Below are 18,880 nucleotides of genomic sequence, written 5' to 3' on the forward strand. Positions count from 1 at the left end.
GAGCCACTGGCTGCCGACGACATTGACGTCGGCACCGACTTTCCACGCATCGGTGACGAAATACTCGACACCGGCCTTGAAGCGGTGCGCGGGGATGCCCGGGATCTGGTCGCCCGGCCTGACATTGACATATTGCAGGTCGCTGTTGCCCGGATCGCTCACGGCATTCGGATTGTTCGGAGAGAACAGCGTGATCGCGCTCCGGTAGGTCGCGTCGACATAGGTGTAGTTGGCGTAGGCGTTCCAGCGATCGAAGCGATAGTCGAGCTTGGCCTCGATGCCCTGCCGCAAGGTCTGCCCGGCATTCTGGAAGAAGCCGCGATTGTTCACGCCGAGCGGGCTTGCCACCTGGATGATGTCGTCGTCGGACAGGGTATGGAAGACACCGAGTCCCCAGGTCAACATGCCGGTCCCGGCATCGCGGCCCCAGCCGCCGCGAAAGCCTGCCTCGACGGTATGCGACACCACCTGCTTGAGCGGAGGATCGGCGACCAGGAAGCTGTCGAGCATGCAGGGATGATTGGGATCGGAGCAGCCAAGCTCGAGCGGCGTCGGCGCGCGGTTGGCCTCCGAATAGCCGGCATAGGCAGTGAGGTTCGGGGTGATCTTGTAGGTGCCGCCGATCACCGGGTTGAAGCGCTGGAAGCGTTTGCTGCTGTTGAGCAGCGGGTTCGTCCCGGTCTGGTCCTCGAGGTCGATCTGCGCGAGATTGAAGCGTCCGCCTGCCGTCACCGAGAACCTGTTCGTGACATCGAACGTATCTGTGAGGTAGAGGCCGGTATAGGTATTGGTGGCGTGCAGATCGACCGGGCTCAGTCCGGCGTCAGGCTGGTTGATGAAGATGCCGGTGCCGGTCACGAACAGGTTCTGATCGACGGTGCCGAGCTCGCTGGTCGCGTTGAACTTGGTGAAGCCGTGGTCGACGCTGACGCCCATCACGACGTGGTTCTCATACCCGAACAGCCTGTCCGTATTGGTCAGCTGCGCGGTGCCGCCGAAGGTGTTGGTGGCAACCCGGTTGCGGTCGATTTCGCCGAGGAAGACAGTGCCGAGCGTGTTCGGTACCGGCGGGCCGCCGACCGGACCGTAGATCGGATCGTTGTCGTTGGCTCCGTCGATGCACAGGTTGCGTCCGCGGTTGCATCCCTCCACCTCGGTGCCGTTGCCGTCGATATGCGACTGCCAGAAGCCGCGGTAGTAGGCGTTACCCTGGAACGACCATGTGTCGGAAAAATTGTGGTTCAAGGTCGCGTTGAGGAAGGCGAGCTGAAGATGCGTCGACTGCGGCCAGGTGTAGACGCTCGACCAGCGCTGATTGAGCAACTGGATCGGCGTTGCCGCGACATTGCCGAGGACGTTGTCGGCGCCGGTGAAGTTGACGTGCAACTCGGTATCATCGTTGCGCGTGCCGACATCGACATATATGCGGTTCACATGCGATGAATTCGCAAAGTCGCGCCAACCGCCATCGTAGGCGGATTCGAATGCCGCGTAGGCCGACACGTTGTCCTGCTGGCCGCCGGCCTGCACGCTGCCCTGCACGCGGCCGTAGGAGCCGCCGAACGCCTCGCCCTCGACACCTTGATAGGTGAAGCCGTTCTTCATCTGGATGCCGAGCGCGCCGCCGATTGCGTTGAGGCCGAACACGGGATTGCTGGGAAACAGCGAAACCCGGTCGATGGCCTTTTCCGGAATGAAGTCCCAGTTGACCACGTCACCCCAGGATTCGTTGATGCGCACGCCGTTCTGATAGACCGCGATGCCCTGCGGCGTGCCCTGAACCGGCGAGGCGACGAAGCCGCGGTAGTCGAGGTTGCGCTGGAACGGATTGCCCGTGTCGTCGCCGAGCGTGACGCCGGGCAGCTTGCGATTCACCGAGTCGAGGAAACTCGTCGAATAGTTGTGGCTGAAGTCCGTCGAGGTCAGCACCTCGGTGTTGGACGGCACCTTGTCACGATCGATCAGGCTTGCGTCGCGATCGGAAGTCCTCGGGATGGCTATGCCTCCCGCCGGCGCTGCCGCTGTTTCAGCCGGCGCATTGCGTACTCGGGCAGTTCGCGATCGCTGCGTCACCGGCCGAGTGGCCGGCTTCGGGCTGCGCGTGCCGGCAAGCGGTGCCGGCGCAATCACGGTTACCGGCGGCAGCTCGGTCCGCACGGGCGCATCTGTTGTCTGAGCATGCACGCCCGTCGACAGCGCCATGGCTCCGATCGCGACCCACATCGCCGCGCCGCTCGCGTGGACAATAGAGGATCGATATTGCCTCGCCCCAGGCAACATATGACCAGCCATGACGCCCCACCCTGTACGTGCGGTTCGTCATTGTCCCAACGAACCTTGGCTTCGAGACTGGTGGGGTAGGGCTCGTTTGGCAAACAGGAATCCTCCGCGAGGCTCGGGATTCTTTTCGGGATGTCATCAGGATATATTCCCGAAACGCGCCATGATGTCGCATGCTCGCCGCGCGCCCCGACATCAGTTCCGCCGACAGTCGCGATCCAGCCGACCGGCGCGGGGCGCGCCAGGCTGCCGAGACTCGCGCCCCGCCGAATATTCGATCAGTCCTTGTATTCGCAGCCGAGCCGTTGCAGCGCCTCGTCGACCCAGCGGCGGTCGCTGGTGCCGGTCAGGATCTGCTGGATGGCTTTCTCTTCGCTCGCCTTCTTGGCCTCGGTCTGCTTGCAGATGTCGGTGGCCTGGTCGTACGGCACGCAGAGCACGCCGTCATCGTCGGCCACGATGAGGTCGCCGGGTTCGACGATCATGCCGTCGATCGAGATGGCGCAATTGATCTCGCCGGGGCCGTCCTTGTACGGGCCGCGATGAGCAACGCCTGCGGCGAATACCGGGAACGATCCGGCGCGGATGGCACCTGCATCGCGGATCGAGCCGTCGATCACGAAGCCCGCGACGCCCTTCTTCTCGGCCAGCGTCGACATGATTTCGCCGATGATGGCGTTGACCAGCACGCCGCCGGCATCGACGACGATCACGTCGCCCGGCTGGGCCAGGTCGATGGCCTTGTGGACCATCAGATTGTCGCCCGGCCTGGTCTTGACGGTCAGCGCCGGGCCGCCGAGCCAGCCGCCGGCATGCATCGGACGCAGCCGGTTGGTGCCTGCGATCCGCGACATGACATCGCTGATATTGGCGACAGGCAGGGTGCGGTATCGCGCGACTAGGTCAGGCGCGACCTTTCGTTTCGCCTTGTGAATTGCAAATCCTATGGCCATCAGTTTTCTCCGGTTGTTCTTTTGCGCGAACGCTCAATGCGCGCGGCGGTCGAGATGGGCGTTGAGGCGAGGGTAGACGCGGCGCGCGTTGCCGTCGAAGATCTTGCCCTTGTCTTCCGCGCTCAGGGGCAGCGCGTCAATATAGCGGCGGGTGTCGTCGAAATGGTGCCCGGTTTCCGGATCGATGCCGCGGACCGCGCCGACCATTTCCGAGGCAAACAGGATGTTCTCGACCGGAATCACCCTGGTCAACAACTCGATGCCGGGGAGGTGGTAGACGCAGGTGTCGAAGTACACGTTCTTCAGCAGATGCTCCGACAGCGGCGGCAGCTTCATGTCTTGCGCCAGGCCTCGGTAGCGGCCCCAGTGGTAGGGCACCGCGCCGCCGCCATGCGGGATGATGAATCGGAGTGTCGGGAAGCGCTTGAACAGGTCCGAGGTCAGGAATTGCATGAAGGCGGTGGTGTCGCCGTTGATGTAGTGCGCGCCGGTGCCATGGAAGCAGGGGTTGCAGGACGAAGAGACATGGACCATCGCCGGCACGTCGAGCTCGACCATCTTCTCATACAGCGGAAACCACCATTCATCGGTCAGCGGCGGATCGCACCAGTAGCCGCCGGCCGGATCCGGATTGAGGTTGCAGCCGACGAAGCCGAGCTGATTGACGCAGCGCTCGAGCTCCGCGATGCAGTTCGCAGGCCTCACGCCGGGGCTCTGCGGAAGCTGGCAGACCGGGACGAAATTGTTCGGAAATAGCGTGCACACCCGGTGCACCATGTCGTTGCAGATTGTCGTCCATTCGACGCTGGTGGCTTCCCTGCCGACATGATGCGCCATGCCGGCGGCGCGCGGCGAGAAGATGGTGACGTCGGTGCCACGCTCCTTCTGCAGGCGAAGCTGCGCGCCCTCGACGCTGTCGCGGATCTCGTCGTCGGTGATGCCGAGATTGGTGGTGAGCGGGCGGCGCGACTTGTCGGCGAGGCCGGCGAGCTGCTTGTCGCGAAAGACGTGCAGCTTGGGCGGCTCGGTGGTGTAGTGGCCGTGACAATCGATGATCATGGTGTTGCTTTCTCCTTCAGTGCGCAACGGAGGACGGGATAGCCCCTGTCAGTTCCGGCTCGCGGGGTTTGACGCGCATGGCGGCGGCGATTGCAGCTGCGATGAACAGGAAGCCGGCGATCCCGACCAGCGCCCATGAGAAGCTGCCGGTGGAGTCCTTGATCAGGCCGATGCACCAGGGGCCGATCAGGCCGCCGAATTGCGCCAGCGTATTGACCAGCGCGATCGAGGCGGCACCGGCGGCGCCCGTGAGCAGCGAAGCGTTGATGCTCCAGAACAGCGGATTGCCCGCGTTCAGGCTGAAGCCGACGACGCAGAGGAAGACGAAGGCAAGCACCGGGCTCTGGACATAGGCGCTGCCGAGCATCGCGACGGCCGCGAGCAGGTAGACGCCGGCGAGATGAAATTTGCGGTCGCCGGTCTTGTCCGAGCTGCGGCTCACCACGATGGTGCCGACGACGCCGAGCAGCGGCGGGATCGCCGAGAGGAAACCGACCTCGATATTGCTGAGGTTACCCATGCCCTTGATGATCTGCGGCAACCACAGCAGCAAGCCGTAGATGCCGACCAGCGCGCAGCCGAACAGCGTCGCGAGCAGCCAGACCCTGATGTCGAGGACGCAGTCGATCAACCTGTGCTGTCCCTGTTGCGCGATCTCCGCCCGCTCGGCGGCAAGCTCACCTTCCAGCCAGTCGGCCTGCTCGCGGGTGAGCCAGGTCGCCTTGGCCGGACGGTCGGTCAGATAATAGAGGGTGAAGAGGCCGAGCAGAATGGTCGGTACGCCCTCGGCGATGAACATCCATTGCCAGCCATGCAGGCCGGCCGCGCCGTCGAACCAGGTCATGACGCTGGTCGAGATCGGCCCGCCCAGCACCGCCGAGAACGAGCCTGCGATGATGTAGCCGGCAACCGCACGGGCGCGATAGCGCGCCGGAAACCAGTAGGTCAGATAGAGCACCACGCCCGGCATGAAGCCGGCCTCGGCTACGCCGAGACCGAACCGCATGACGTAGAGGCTGAGTGGATTCCAGACGAAGGCGGTCAGCGTTGCGACGAGGCCCCAGGTGATCAGGATCCGCGCGAGCCAAATCCGGGCGCCGAGCCAGTGCAGCATCAGATTGCTGGGCACCTCGAGCACCATGTAGCCGAGGAAGAAGATGCTGGCCGCGAAGCCGAAGATTGCGGGGCTCAGGCCGAGGTCCTTGTTCATGGTCAGCCCGGCGTAGCCGAGATTGATGCGGTCGAGATAGTTGAAGAACATCATCGCGAACAGGATCGGGATCAGCCGCCAGTACACGCGGCGGATGGTTTGGTTCTCCAGTTCACTTGCAGGCGCGTCGGCCATTGATGTCCTCCCTTTGTTGTTGTGATGGCGCCGGTGACGGGAGCATGGAGCTTTGGGGAGATCGCCAATCGGCCGCCGCGAGATCGCATCGGCGATGCGCTGCGCGCGCCGCATGCCTGATCAGGACGCAAATCTGCGTGTCTCCCCTTCGTGTTCCCCTTGGAGCCCCCGCATTTTCGGGCCAAGATCGGGAAACGGTCGCGTGGGGTCAAATACCTTGTTGACCTCTCACTTATAGGGAATCGGAATAAGCGATGGATTACCGGCAGCTTCGCTACTTCATCGCGGTGGCCGAAGAGCTTTCCTTCAGCCGCGCCGCAAAACGCCTGCATGTCAGCCAGCCGCCGTTGAGCACCCAGATCAAGGCGATGGAGGACGAACTCGGGACGCAACTGCTGGCGCGGACGCGCCGCGCGGTGGCATTGACCCAGGCGGGCCAATTGCTGCTCGAGCATGCGCGGCGTGCCGTCGGTGAGCTCGACCTGGCGTCGGAGACCGTACGTCGCGCGGCGCGCGGCGAAGCTGGCGTGGTTCGCGTCGGCTTCATCGGCTCGGTCCCGATGCTCGACATGTTCGCCGATCTGTTCCGCAGCTTTCGCTCCAGCTATCCGCGGGTCAAGATCGAGCTGCGGAACATGTCGACCGCCAAGCAGCTGCAGGCGATCGCCGATGCCGAGCTCGATGTCGCGATCATGCGGCCGCCGCTGGATTTCAGGCCGCGAGCCGATCTGCAGGTCCATGTCGTCTGGCGCGACCTGCTGATGGCCTTCCTGCCGCTGGATCATCCGCTGGCCCGCGTTCAGGGCCGACTGAAGGTCGCCGATCTCGCCGAGCATGAGTTCGTCGGAATGGCGGATAGCGGCTGCGGCGTTTGCGACCAGTCCGCGATGCTGTGCCGTCGTGCGGGCTTTGCGCCGCGCGTGGCGCAGGAGGCGCATGAACTGCGCACTGTGCTGAGCCTGGTTGCTGCGGGAATCGGGCTCTCGATTCTGCCGTCCTGCTATCAGGACGCAGGCGTCGCCAACGTCGTCGCACGGCCGCTCGATACGCCTGATGCCGAGAGCCGCATGCTGGTCGCAATGCGCACGAGCAATGCCTCGCTGTTGCCGCGGCGTTTCATCGAATGCGCGCTGCAGGCGTCGGCGCGGAGCGCGCCGCTGCGTTCTGCCGGTGTCGCTCCTGTCGCCGGGTGATCGGCCGGCATCAAGCGACGCTTCGAAAGCGCGCCGTCACATCACGTGTGGAACATTCCGAACCACGCGCGGAACTGCTGTGGTGTGCTGTTTTCGCTTAACCAAAGGTAAATCGGGCGAGTTCCAGGCGCTTGCCCTAGATTATCCATGATACGTCTATCAACTTCGCGTGTGGTGCCTGTTGAACCCGGAGACAGGAGATCGCCGCGCCTGAGTGGGGCTCGGGTCGAGTAGACAGGCCAGTGGGAGCGGAACAATCAAGCGGATCGTGGTGCGACGATGTCTGCTCCCATTGCCGGGGCGGGCAAGCCGAAGATATTTTTTCGCGTCAGCGCGACGTATCCTGGGGACAGGGTGCGCCGCGATCGCCGTTGTTTCCTGGTCGGTGTGCGAATCCGCTCACGCGCTCGACTTCTTTGGCCTGTTCGGTTCCGACGATCCGCCGCCGGTCAGCGCCACCGCATTGTCCTACCGCCTGGCGATCGAGGCCAAGACGGAAGACGGTAAGGAGGACAGCGATGCGGAACAGGCATTGCGTGACGCCTCCGCCACCTATCGCCTTCGGCAGGAACCGCCGCCGGACGGTGACGGTCTCGTGCGTCGCGTTCAGGCCGATATCAACCCGCTGCTCGATACGCTTTGGGGACTTGGCCGCTACAACGCAGAAGTTGACGTGGCCATCGATGGAGTTCCGGTTTCCCCGCTCGACGAGACCGGATTCGCCGCCGCGGCTCGCCGTGCCGACGCCCTTCGCAACAAGACCGTTGTTCCGATCAAGGTCAGCGTGCGACTCGGCCGGCTGTTCAAGCTGCGCACCATCGACGTCGACTATCCGCGCGACCTGGCGCCGCAAGGGCTGCCACGCCGCGCCTTTGGGCTGAAGCCGGGCGATCCGGCTGTTTCAGCCGACCTGCGCGCCGCGCAGCTGAAGCTCGTCGACTGGTTCCGCAGCAACGGACACCCGCTGGCGAAAATCGCTGACGTCAAGGCAACCGTGGATCACGCGGCGGGCGCGATGGATTTTCGGCTGCGGGTCGATCCGGGCCCCAAGGCCGGCATCGGCGCCGTCACGATCTCGGGCGACGGGGCCGTCGACCCGCGGGTGGTGGCGACCCATGTTTATCTGAAGGAGGGTGAGCCTTATTCGCCCGAGCGTCTAGCGTTGACCAAGACCTCGATTGCCAAGATCCCCGCGATCGGCGGCATTCGCATCCGTGAGGCCGACAGGCTCGACGCCAACGGCAACCTGCCTGTCTTCATCGATGTGACGCAACGGCCGCGGCACGCCGTCGGTCTCTCGGCGAAATATTCGACCGTCGATGGTCCCGGCATTTCGGGCTTCTACGAGGACCGCAACATCTTCGGCGGCGGCGAGCGCCTGCGGCTTGAGGCGTCCGCCTCGCTGTTGCAGCGGATCGATGGAACGTCGTTCAACGGCTTCAGCAATCTCCACGCGTCGGATTTCGGTGCGCGATTCACCGGAACCTTCATCAAGCCGGGCCTGTTCGGCACCGCCAATGATCTCCTGATCGAAGCCACGGCGTTCCGCGAACGCGTCGGCAACAACGAACTCGGCGGCTATACCGACGATACGGTGCGCGGTACGATCGGCGTGGTGCATCGCTTTTCGGAGACCGCGTCGCTGCAGGGCGGCCTTCAGGTCGAGCAATCGAGATCGCAGGACGTGCTGGGACGGGTCGATGCGACGCTGGTCGGCTTCACCGCGACCGGCCGCTACGACACCACGGACAATCCGCTCGACCCCACGCGCGGCGTGCGCCTCGCCGCGACCGTCAATGCCTATCCGAAGCTGATGGGCTCCACCATCAATCTGTTCGAGGGCCGCGTCTCGGGTTCAGCCTATTACGCGCTCGACGAGCAGGCCGACTACGTGCTCGCGGGCCGGCTGGCCGCGGGCTCGCTTGCCGGTGCGCCGCTGGCTGACATTCCGGATTCGCACCGCTTCTTCGCCGGTGGCGGCGGATCCGTGCGCGGCTACGGCTTCAACACCATCTCGCCGATGATGTTCGGTCAGATCACCGGTGGCAGCAGCCTGATCGAAGGCTCCGCCGAGGTGCGCGTCAGGATCACACCGACCATCGGCCTCGTGCCGTTCCTCGACTTCGGCTCGGTGTCGCGCTCGTCGCTGCCGGGCTTCAGCGATTACGTCGGCTACGGGGCCGGGCTTGGCCTGCGCTATCTCACGCCAGTGGGCCCGATCCGTCTCGATGTCGCGACGCCGCTGAACCCGCGGCCCGGCGACAGCCGCTACGCGATCTATGTCAGCATTGGGCAGGCCTTCTGATGCGCGCGCGACGGGCCCTCGTGATCGGTTTCGCCGTCGCGGCGCTCGGGCTCGTCTCTGTCGCCGTGCTCGGCATCGTGTTCTACGGAATGGCCGGGAAGTCCGACGAGAACCAGCAGGACATGCTCGCGAGCCTCGTCTCGCGGACGCTCTCGACGCCGGCGACCCAGGTCCACATCGGCGCGGTTGATGGCGTGCTGTCGTCGGATGCCACGGTGCGCGACGTCAGCATCACCGACAAGGACGGAGTCTGGCTGACGCTCGACAAGGCTCGTCTCGTCTGGCGCCGCACCGCGCTGCTGATGGGGCGGCTGGAGATCGATCGGCTCGAGATCGGCACGCTCGACATCAAGCGCAAGCCGCTGCCGTCCGACCAGCCCGCAGCAGCGTCCGACCAGCCGATTCTGCCGGAGCTTCCCGTGAAGGTGCAGGTGAAGGCCTTCGACCTGCGTGCCCTGGTGCTGGGCCAGTCCATTCTCGGCGAAGCGCTGAGCGTGAGGGCGACCGGCAACACCGAATTGGGCTCGCCCTCGGAGGGCCTCGTTTTCAATCTCGATGCGATCCGTAACGATTTCCCGGGCCGCTTCAAGGCCGCGCTCGCCTTCGTGCCGCAGGGCAATGCGTTGACCCTCGACGTTACGCTCGATGAGCCCGCCCACGGGCTGATGTCCAAGATCGGTCATCTGCCGGGCGAGCCGCCCGTCACCTTCGCGCTCGGCGGCAAGGGCACGCTCGACAGCTTCCGCGGCGCCCTGAAGTTTCAGGCCGGCCCGACCATCGATGCGACCGGCGCGATCACGCTCGACCGCAACGGGGCGGGCCGCGTCCTTGCGACCCGCCTCTCGAGCCATGTGGGGCCGCTGCTGCCGTCGGTTGCCGCACCCGTCTTTGCCGGCGAGACCAATCTCGACAGCACGACGCGTTTCGCCGACGACGGCAGCGTCGCGCTGGACGGGCTGTCGCTCACGAGCCGTCTTGCGCGGCTCGACGTGAAGGGCCTGCTCGGCGCCGACAGAGTGATGGATTTCACGGCTTCCATCCGCTCCCTGCCGAGCAATGGCGACGTCACGGAGACGGATCAGGGCTCGATCCGCAGCCTGGTTTTCGACAGCAGGGTCAATGGGCCGATCAAGGCGCCCACGCTCACGGCCAAGCTCGCAATGTCGGGTGCCCGCCTGCCGGATGGAAATCTCGATTCGCTCGATGCCTCGCTCTCGGCGGTTCCTCACGCCGAGCCCAGCGACGTCGCAACGCATATCGTGCTGGATGCGAATTTGCGGGCCGCGGGCATCGCGCCGCGCGATGCCGGTCTCGCAGCAGCGATCGGCAATACCGCTTCGCTTGTGCTCCACGGCAGCACCGATCTGGGCGGCCACGCCACGATCGAGCGGCTGGAGATCGGCACGCCCACGGTTCAGGCCACCTATGCCGGCGATGTCAGTCCCGATCGGCTGCACGGCCGTGCGACGGGAACGATGCCTGACCTCGGCCGCTTCAGCGATCTCGCCGGGTTGAAGCTCAAGGGCGCCGTGACGCTCGGCCTCGATCTCGACGCCGATCGCGAGCACGGCCGCGTCGACGCCAAATTGTCCGGCACCGGTGAGGGGATCGCGACCGGGCTCGCGGCGCTGGATGGGCTCACAGGATCACGCGTCACGCTTGCGGCCGATGTCGGTGCAGATAGCACTGGCGACACCTACACGGTCCGCGACGTTTCGCTCGACGGCGCGCATGTTGCGGTTCGCGCCAAAGGGACGGTGACGCGCGACACCAGCGATCTGTCGGCGCGTCTCAATCTGCCTGATCTTGCCGCGGCCGATTCGCGCCTCGCAGGTGTGGCAGCTGTCGACGTCAGCCTGACCGGCGGGCTCGTGCATCCCGGCGTGTCGTTCTCGGCATCGGTGGACCGCGCCACCGCGATGCGGCGCCCTATTCCGCATCTGGAGCTCGCAGCGACCGTCAATGATGTCAAAGGACCGTGCGTCATCGACGCCAGGCTCGACGGCTCGATCGACGGCAAGCCGGCGCGCGGGACCGTGCAAGTGAGCCGCCAAGCGAGTGACGCAGCTGCTTCAACCTTCGCCGGTTGGGACGCCAAGACCGTCGACGTCGCGATTGGCTCGGTCTCCCTGAAGGGGGCAGGGACGGTCGACGCGCAAAACCTCGCGCGCGGGCAGCTCCGTTTCACTGCCGGTTCGCTCGCCGACCTGTCGCCGATCGCCCTGATGGATCTCGCCGGTTCGGCGTCGCTCGATCTTGCCGCATCTATCGATGACGGCCAGCAATCCGTCCGGCTCGCTGGCAAGGGCGCGGGACTCCGCGCCGCCGGCGCCGCGATCCGCAGTTTCGATCTGCGCGCTGATGCGGCCGATCTCTACCGCCATCCGCTGCTCAACGCGGACGCCAAGGTCACCGGCGCCGAGATCGCCGGCCAGACGGTCTCGAGCATCGCGCTGACCGCGCGTGGGAACGCCGGCACCAGCAATCTTGACCTGTCGGCCAAGGCGGCCGGCTTCGATCTCGATGCAGCAGGCGTGCTGACGGCCAAGGATCGCACGCGGTTCGATCTCAATCGCTTCACCGCGCGACGCGGCGCCAAGGCGATTGCATTGCAGGGGCCGGCGAGCTTCACGCTCAATGACGGCAGCGTGCTGATCGAGCATCTGGCTCTCGGGATCGGCAACGGTCGCTTCACGGTTGACGGCAGCGCCGGCAAGACGCTCAACGTCAAGGCCATTGCAAGCGCGATCCCGCTCGGCGAGGCCGATGTCGCGATGCCGGGCCTGGGCCTTGCCGGGACGCTCGACGCCTCGGCGACGATCGCCGGCTCAACGAGCGCCCCGACAGGTCAGTACAAGGTGACCGTCAGGCAATTGACCGCGCCGCAGACCCGTAGCGCGGGCCTGCCGCCGATCGATATCTCGGCTGACGGGCGCCTCGACGGAAACCGCGCGAGCATCGCCACCACGATCGCCGCTGGAAAGGCCGGCGCGATCACCGCCTCGGGCACGGTGCCGCTCGATGTGGCCGGGTCGATCGCGCTGACCGCGAAGGGCCGTCTCGATGCCGCCGTCGCGAATGCCGCACTGTCGGCGTCCGGCCGCACCGTGTCCGGCAGCGTCGTGCTCGATGCGCGGCTAGGCGGCACGCGGTCCAAGCCCCAGATCGGCGGTGCCGCCACCTTGAGCGGAGGCACGTTCCGCGACAGCCTGCTCGGCACACGCCTGGATAACATCGAGGCGAAAGTCACCGCCGACGGAGACCGTATCGTCGTGGAGCGGCTGGCCGCGGCGACGCCCAATGGCGGCACATTGTCTGGTACCGGCCAGGTGCGGGTCACCCCGGATGCAGGCTTCCCCGGCACGGTCTCGATTCGTGGACAACAGGCGACCCTCGCGGCCAGTGCGCTGGCGACTGCGCAGGCCAATCTCGCGATCGACGTCAGCGGTGCTCTGGCGCGCGATCCCCGGATCAGCGGCCGCGTCGACCTCACCCACGTCGCCATCGATATTCCCGATCGGCTGCCGTCGACGCTGAAACCGATCGACGGCATCAACCACGTGAACGCCTCGGGCCAGGCGGCCACGCGCCTCGCGGCGGAACGCAAGGCCGAAGCCTTGAAGGGAAACAAGGGGCGCGCGGCGCTGTTCAATGCCGGGCTCGACGTGACGGTGTCGGCGCCGAATCATGTCTTCATTCACGGCCGTGGCGTGACCGCGGAACTCGGCGGCTCCGTGCATGTGGGTGGGACGACCAACGCTCCGGTGCCGAAGGGCGCCTTCTCGCTCTATCAGGGCAAGCTCGCGGTGCTCGGCAAGACCTTGACCTTCACCAAGGGCAACCTTTCCTTCAACGGCGATCTTGCGCCGGAGCTCGACTTCGCGGCGGAGGTCCAGGCCTCCGACATCACCGCGCAGGTCGGCATCTCCGGACCCGCTTCGGCGCCGGTCTTCGCCTTCACGTCGCAGCCGGAATTGCCGCAGGACGAGATCTTGTCGCGCGTTCTGTTCCAGAAGGCTTCAGGCAGCCTGACGACAGCGCAGGCCCTGCAACTAGCTGAGGCGGCGGCGCAGTTCGCAAGCGGCGGTGAGGGGACAATGGACCGCATGCGCCGCTCGCTCGGCGTCGACAGCCTGGATGTGAGCGCCGGGACAGGCGGCCCGATGGTCGGCGCCTCGCGCGCGCTCGGCGACAGGCTGAGCGTGGGTGTGCGGACGGGCGCGAGCGCCAGCCAGTCAGGCGTGTCGGCCAATGTCGACGTGACGCGTCACATCCGCGTCGAATCGGATGTCGACGCGAAGGGCTCGACATCCGTCGGCGTCGGAACGCGATACGAATGGTGACGCGAGGGTGACTTCCACGCATCACCACGCGGCTCAGGCGCCGTCGTGGCCCGGGTTCTCCAGGCTGAAGGTCTCTGACTGTTCGTCATAGGCGAACAGCTCGGCATAGCGGCCCCAGGACACGATGGTCTTGATGGTTTCGTCCGCATAGTCCTCGGACATGTAGTCCTCGAGCTCGTTGCGGAAGCGCGCGGCGGGCGCCATGTGCGAGGGCCGTTCGTCGAGCACGCGCTTGAGCAGGCTGAATACGGGAACGTAGTTGACGAGGTGCTCGGCGAACAGCTTCTTGCGTGCGTCGGTGTCGAGGTGCGCGAAGCGCACGCCGGCGTCGGTCAGCACCAGATCACCCTCGCTGAGATGGGCGAAGTGCAGCAGCTGCAGCGTTTCTCCGAGATGCAGGATCTCGTCGGTCTCGAGCTGAAGCTGGCTCGCCAGCACCGGCAGGTCGGCGTGCCCGCCATAGGGCGGTCCGGCCAGCGTCTCGATCAGGCCGGACAGCTCGTTGGACGAGACGTGGTCGAGCACCATGCCGACGCCGCCGCCGGGAACGCCCTCGAGCGAAGGCGTCTTCGGCTCCTCGCGCTGCGTCATGCGGGCATAGAGCTGCTCGACGATCTGACGGAACGTCGGATCCAGCCGGTTCCGCGGATGCTTGAGGTCGATCTTGAACTCGGCGGCGACGCGTCCCGGGTTCGACGAGAACACCAGGACACGGTCGCACATCAGCACGGCTTCCTCGATGTTGTGCGTCACCATCAGCACGGACTTGATCGGCAGCCGGCCCTCCATCCAGAGATCGACGAGGTCGGTGCGCAACGTCTCGGCGGTCAGCACGTCGAGCGCGGAGAATGGCTCGTCCATCAGCAGCAGGTCGGGGTGCACGACCAGCGCCCGCGCGAAGCCGACGCGCTGGCGCATGCCGCCGGATAATTCCTTGGGGTAGGCGGATTCGAAGCCGTCGAGGCCGATGAGGTCGATCGCCGCCAGCGCGCGCTTGCGCCGCTCGGTGGCGTCGACGCCGAGCGCCTCCAGCCCGAGCTCGACGTTCTGCAACACGGTGAGCCAGGGAAACAGCGCGAACGACTGGAACACCATGGCGACGCCGTTCGGAGGGCCGGCGATCGCCTCGCCCCGGCAGGTCGCGTTGCCCGACGACGGCGCGACGAGGCCGGCGATGATGCGCAGCAGCGTCGACTTGCCGGATCCGGAACGGCCGAGCAGGCCGACGATCTCGCCGGCATGGATGGTGAGGTCGACCTTTTCGAGCACCAGCAGTTCTTCACCGCTTCCCTTCGGGAACGAGCGGGAGACGCTGCTGATGTCGATCAGGGCGGCTTGCTTGGTTTGGTCGAGCATCAGGATCCCTCTCGATCAGCCGAGGCGAAGGCGGCGCTCGCCAAAGGCGTAGAGCGGCCGCCACAACAGGCGGTTAAACAACGTGACCAGGATGCACATCACGACGATGCCGAGCACGACCCGGGGAAAATCGCCGGCCTCAGTCGCGTGCGCAATGTAGGCGCCGAGACCGGTGGCGACGAGATGGGTGTTACCCCAGCTCGCGACCTCCGCGACGATCGCGGCATTCCACGATCCGCCCGACGCGGTGATCGCGCCCGTGACATAATAAGGGAAGATGCCGGGCAGCACGACCTTCACCCACCATCGCCATCCGCCGAGGTGCAGGCTGCTGGCCGCCTCGCGCAGGTCGGTCGGGAAGGCGGCGGCGCCCGCGATAACATTGAACAGGATGTACCACTGGGTGCCGAGGATCATCAGCGGGCTGAGCCATATGTTCGGATCGAGGTGGAAGCGGACGATCAGCACGACGAACACCGGAAAGGCGAGGTTGGCCGGAAACGCCGCGAGGAATTGCGCAAGCGGCTGGATCCGCTCCGCAAGCTTCGGCCGCAGCCCGATCCAGACTCCGATCGGCACCCAGATCAGCGACGCCAGCGCGATCAGGATGATGACGCGCAGCAGCGTGGCAAGCCCGTATCCGACCGCATCGACGACATCGGACAGGCCGAGCGACGCGGAGAGATATCGGTATGCGAGCCAGGCCGCATAGGTCGCCGCAGCCACGATCACCGCAATCCAGATGCCGTCGACCACGCGCGAGGGCCGGCTGCGTTCGCCGTCGCCCTGCAGAACAGACGGCCAGGTGATGCGCATCGTCGAGATCGCTTTGTTCGCCACGCCCAAAGGATAGGTCAGGGTGCGCAACGCTCGCGTGCGCCGGAACAGATCGAGCATCCACGACGTCGGTGCCTCGCCGGAAGCAGTCTGCTCGAAGCGGAATTTGTCCGCCCAGGCGACGATCGGGCGGAACAGCAACTGGTCATAGGCGATGATCACGATCAGCATCGTGAGCAGCGCGTAGCCGATCGCGGGCAGGTTCTTCTGCTCGATCGCGGTCGAGACATAGGAGCCGACGCCGGGCAGGGTGACGGTCGTGTTGCCGACGGTGATCGCCTCCGAGGCCACCACGAAGAACCAGCCGCCCGACATCGACATCATCGCGTTCCAGATCAGGCCGGGCATCGCGAAGGGAACGTCCAGCCGCCAGAAGCGCTGCCAGCCCGAGAGATGGAAGCTCTCGGTTGCTTCCTCGAGGTCCTTCGGCACCGCGCGCAGCGACTGATACATGCTGAACGTCATGTTCCAGGCCTGGCTCGTGAAGATCGCGAACACGCAAGCGAACTCGGCCCCCAGCACGCGGCCGGGAAACAGGTTCATGAAGAACACGACGGTGAAGGTCAGGAAGCCGAGGATCGGCACCGATTGCAGGATGTCGAGCATCGGGATCAGCACCATCTCGGCGCGCCGGCTCTTGGCTGCGACGGTGGCGTAGATGAATGTGAAGACGGTCGAGCAGACGATCGCGAGCAGCATCCGCATCGTCGTTCTGAGCGCGTAGTACGGCAGGTTGGCCGGATCGAGCGACACCGGGCTGCGCTCGAGCTCGGACAGCGGCACGGTGGTCTGCTCGCCGCCATAGACGACGAGCACCATCGCGCCGACCAGCAGCAGCAGCGCCGCCAGGTCCCAGAAATTGGGCCGCAGGGAGACGGGCCCCCATACGGCCGATCGAACGTCCTGAAACGTCATAAAGCCACCTTCGGGGGCGGAATTCGGCACATACGGCCCGAATGGATCGGAACCGGCCCCGAGGTCGGCTTATAGGCAGGATTTACGACAATCGGGTAGTCGGAAGGTGGGGGCTTTGTCGCCTTTCGGAGGGCGCCGGAAGCCGGTGCCGCCTGAGACCGAGGGTTGCCTGTATGTTCGCCGGGCGAGGCTGCCGCGGCGACGGACACGCCGGGTGCCTGACTCGATCCGCCCGCGATGCCGCGGCCCAATGGTCCAGGGATTAGCTGCGGCGCTCCGTGAGGAAGCGCGTCACCGCGCCGCCGAGCCGGGCATGGTCCAGGGGCTCGGCGAGCGAGGCCTTGGCGGTTGCGATCACATCGTCGGGCGCGCGGCCGTGGTGGAGGTCGCACAGCGCGTCGGCGTAATCGACGGTGAACTCGGGATGCGGCTGCACCGACAGCGTGGTGCCGTTCGCATAGAGCAGGCCGGCATGCGGGGTGAATGCCGACGACATGATGGTGCGCGCGGATGCTGGCGGGGTGATCACCTGGTCCTGATGCGAGCATGCGATGGCGATCTCGTCGCTCTCGATCAGCCCGTTGCCCGGCGTCACCCGATAGACGTGACGTCCCATTCCCCAACCCTTCTCCGACTTGCGCACCGTGCCGCCAAGTGCCTGCGCGATCAGCTGGTGGCCGAAGCAGACGCCGACCATCGGAACACGCTTGTCGTGGGCCTTGCGCACGAAGTCCTCGAGCGGCGCGATCCAGTCGAACCCGTCATAGACGCCGGCCGGCGAGCCGGTGATCAGGATCGCATCGAGCCCCGCCGGATCCGGAAGCATCTCGCCGTCGGGGATGCTCACGATATCGCACGCGATCGATGCGTCAGCGTCGGCAATCATCCGCTCGAACATCTGCGGATAGGTTCCGTGGTGCTCGCGGCAGCGCGGATTGACGAGCCCGGTTTCGATGATGGTGATGCGCGGCATGCGAGACATTGCGGGTGAGCGGGGATCGGTGATCCTTATCCCAAAAGCTCAAGTCACCTCAAGTCGCGCACTGTCGATCAATTCCGGCGCGTTTCCACCGGTGCGATCGTCGCGGTGTGCTGCGCCACCGGCGCGGCGTTTACTCGTTCCGTCGTCGTGCTCACTGCTGCCGGCGCCGTGGATACGATCGCGGGCTCGGTGCGGTAGCGCGGCAGCTGATCCTCGAGCGAATAGCCGACGCAGAGCGCAAGGCTCGACCAGACCGCCATGCTGAAATAGAGCGACATCCAGGCGATCTCTTCGCGCCACTCGGCGATGTCATGCGTGACGATCCAGCGCGTGCTGACGTCGCGCAGGCCCTCGAGCGGATGCAACAGCTTGCCGCCGGTGGCGAGCTCGGCGCGCCAGCGGTTCAGATACATCGGGACGTCGACGGTCATCAGGAACGCCAGGTAGCCGGCGATGCCGAGGATCGCGACGATGAAGGCCCAGCGCACCGGACCATGGAACTCCGGCAGCAGCCGGCACAGCGCGATCCCGACCAGGAAGAACACGACCGCCCAGATCGAGTTCTCGATCGCGTTGCCGAGATAATGGGTGGTGAGCACCGCGTACCACGAGAAGCATTCCGCGATCAGGATCAGTGGCACGATGATCCAGGCAATGGTCACGGTGGTCTCGGCGCCGGTCATGGTGCCGAGCTGATGCAGCACGATCGCCCATTGCGCGGCGAAGCAGACCTCGGCGACGGTGGCGACCGAACGGCCGACCACCACGCTCGACAGCCAGGTGTCGAACAGGCAGATGCGCTGGACGTCGGCGCGCGGCAGCACCGAGCGGAAGGCGCAGCCGAACACATAGCCCGCGCACAGCAGCAGCATCAGGCCGATGCCGGACGTGTTGCTCAGGCTGCCACCCGACTGCTCGTGGAACTGGCGATACAGCACGAACCAGACCGCGACGTTGGCGCCGCTCACCAGGCTCAGCAGGCCCCACCATCGGACCACCGGATTTGACCAGGCCAGCGAAACCGGCCGCGCCCGCCACTCCATGCTCATTCACCGCTCCGCGTGTAACCGAATTGACATTCGCGTGTAGTATTTCTGTCACAAATAATGACGAATCACGACTAAAAAATGCGTGTGGAGCAGCTCCGATTGTGACAGTGAGCGCAGAGGCGCCGCGACCTCCCGTCATTCCGGGATGCGCGTAGCGGGGCAAGCCCGGTCTTCGCGATCGTGATCGAATGTGACGCCCGCGCCTGTAGGCAGACTCCGCTCGATCATCTATTGAACGGCCTTCCTTTTCCAGGCCGAACCCG

At 65.6% G+C, this 18,880-nt stretch carries 11 protein-coding genes; 3 read left to right on the top strand and 8 right to left on the bottom strand.

Annotated elements, in window-relative coordinates; translation table 11 throughout:
* From AS156_RS25160 to AS156_RS25175, 4 genes are all read right to left on the bottom strand, one after another.
* A partial coding sequence (locus tag AS156_RS25160; protein ID WP_245313053.1) for a TonB-dependent receptor occupies positions 1–2,202 on the bottom strand: 2,202 nt, incomplete at its 3' end.
* Between the two features lie 356 nt (positions 2,203–2,558).
* Positions 2,559–3,233 (bottom strand): RraA family protein, encoded by a 675-nt coding sequence (locus AS156_RS25165; protein WP_066510002.1) that lies wholly within the window; start codon positions 3,231–3,233, stop codon positions 2,559–2,561.
* Positions 3,234–3,266: 33 nt separating this feature from the next.
* The gene (locus AS156_RS25170) at positions 3,267–4,292 is read right to left on the bottom strand and encodes an amidohydrolase family protein (protein ID WP_066510004.1); all 1,026 of its coding nucleotides are present in this window, start codon (positions 4,290–4,292) and stop codon (positions 3,267–3,269) included.
* 16 nt (positions 4,293–4,308) lie between these two features.
* Positions 4,309–5,637: an MFS transporter gene (locus tag AS156_RS25175; protein ID WP_066510006.1), complete on the bottom strand. Its 1,329-nt coding sequence runs from the start codon at positions 5,635–5,637 to the stop codon at positions 4,309–4,311.
* A 254-nt stretch (positions 5,638–5,891) separates the two neighbouring features.
* Here AS156_RS25175 and AS156_RS25180 point away from each other — a divergent pair, with 254 nt between their 5' ends.
* From AS156_RS25180 to AS156_RS25190, 3 genes are all read left to right on the top strand, one after another.
* Positions 5,892–6,830, top strand: coding sequence for a LysR substrate-binding domain-containing protein (locus AS156_RS25180; protein WP_066510009.1), 939 nt, complete (start codon positions 5,892–5,894; stop codon positions 6,828–6,830).
* Positions 6,831–7,215: 385 nt separating this feature from the next.
* Entirely contained in the window at positions 7,216–9,135 is a 1,920-nt protein-coding gene (locus AS156_RS25185; protein WP_245313054.1) for an autotransporter assembly complex protein TamA, read from the top strand.
* The gene (locus AS156_RS25190; protein ID WP_066510012.1) at positions 9,135–13,478 is read left to right on the top strand and encodes a translocation/assembly module TamB domain-containing protein; all 4,344 of its coding nucleotides are present in this window, start codon (positions 9,135–9,137) and stop codon (positions 13,476–13,478) included. The genes AS156_RS25185 and AS156_RS25190 overlap by 1 nt, the downstream gene beginning before the upstream one ends.
* A 33-nt stretch (positions 13,479–13,511) precedes the next feature.
* Here AS156_RS25190 and AS156_RS25195 read toward each other — a convergent pair whose 3' ends face one another.
* From AS156_RS25195 to AS156_RS25210, 4 genes are all read right to left on the bottom strand, one after another.
* Positions 13,512–14,834, bottom strand: a complete 1,323-nt coding sequence (locus AS156_RS25195) for an ABC transporter ATP-binding protein (RefSeq protein WP_066510013.1) — start codon at positions 14,832–14,834, stop codon at positions 13,512–13,514.
* A 15-nt stretch (positions 14,835–14,849) separates the two neighbouring features.
* The gene (locus tag AS156_RS25200) at positions 14,850–16,586 is read right to left on the bottom strand and encodes an ABC transporter permease (protein WP_066510015.1); all 1,737 of its coding nucleotides are present in this window, start codon (positions 16,584–16,586) and stop codon (positions 14,850–14,852) included.
* A 262-nt stretch (positions 16,587–16,848) separates the two neighbouring features.
* Positions 16,849–17,559 (bottom strand): type 1 glutamine amidotransferase, encoded by a 711-nt coding sequence (locus AS156_RS25205; RefSeq protein ID WP_066510017.1) that lies wholly within the window; start codon positions 17,557–17,559, stop codon positions 16,849–16,851.
* A 77-nt stretch (positions 17,560–17,636) separates the two neighbouring features.
* Positions 17,637–18,611, bottom strand: a complete 975-nt coding sequence (locus AS156_RS25210) for a hypothetical protein (protein ID WP_245313058.1) — start codon at positions 18,609–18,611, stop codon at positions 17,637–17,639.
* Between the last annotated feature and the right edge of the window lie 269 nt (positions 18,612–18,880).

Origin of the sequence: Bradyrhizobium macuxiense (assembly GCF_001542415.1) — a bacterium.
GTDB lineage: Bacteria > Pseudomonadota > Alphaproteobacteria > Rhizobiales > Xanthobacteraceae > Bradyrhizobium > Bradyrhizobium macuxiense.

Bases quoted from the DNA above. Each gene is read 5' to 3' on its own strand.
- AS156_RS25210 (WP_245313058.1), bottom strand. From the start codon at position 18,611: ATGGAGTGGCGGGCGCGGCCGGTTTCGCTGGCCTGGTCAAATCCGGTG.
- AS156_RS25180 (WP_066510009.1), top strand. From the start codon at position 5,892: ATGGATTACCGGCAGCTTCGCTACTTCATCGCGGTGGCCGAAGAGCTT.
- AS156_RS25165 (WP_066510002.1), bottom strand. From the start codon at position 3,233: ATGGCCATAGGATTTGCAATTCACAAGGCGAAACGAAAGGTCGCGCCT.
- AS156_RS25195 (WP_066510013.1), bottom strand. From the start codon at position 14,834: ATGCTCGACCAAACCAAGCAAGCCGCCCTGATCGACATCAGCAGCGTC.
- AS156_RS25170 (WP_066510004.1), bottom strand. From the start codon at position 4,292: ATGATCATCGATTGTCACGGCCACTACACCACCGAGCCGCCCAAGCTG.
- AS156_RS25190 (WP_066510012.1), top strand. From the start codon at position 9,135: ATGCGCGCGCGACGGGCCCTCGTGATCGGTTTCGCCGTCGCGGCGCTC.
- AS156_RS25205 (WP_066510017.1), bottom strand. From the start codon at position 17,559: ATGCCGCGCATCACCATCATCGAAACCGGGCTCGTCAATCCGCGCTGC.
- AS156_RS25200 (WP_066510015.1), bottom strand. From the start codon at position 16,586: ATGACGTTTCAGGACGTTCGATCGGCCGTATGGGGGCCCGTCTCCCTG.
- AS156_RS25175 (WP_066510006.1), bottom strand. From the start codon at position 5,637: ATGGCCGACGCGCCTGCAAGTGAACTGGAGAACCAAACCATCCGCCGC.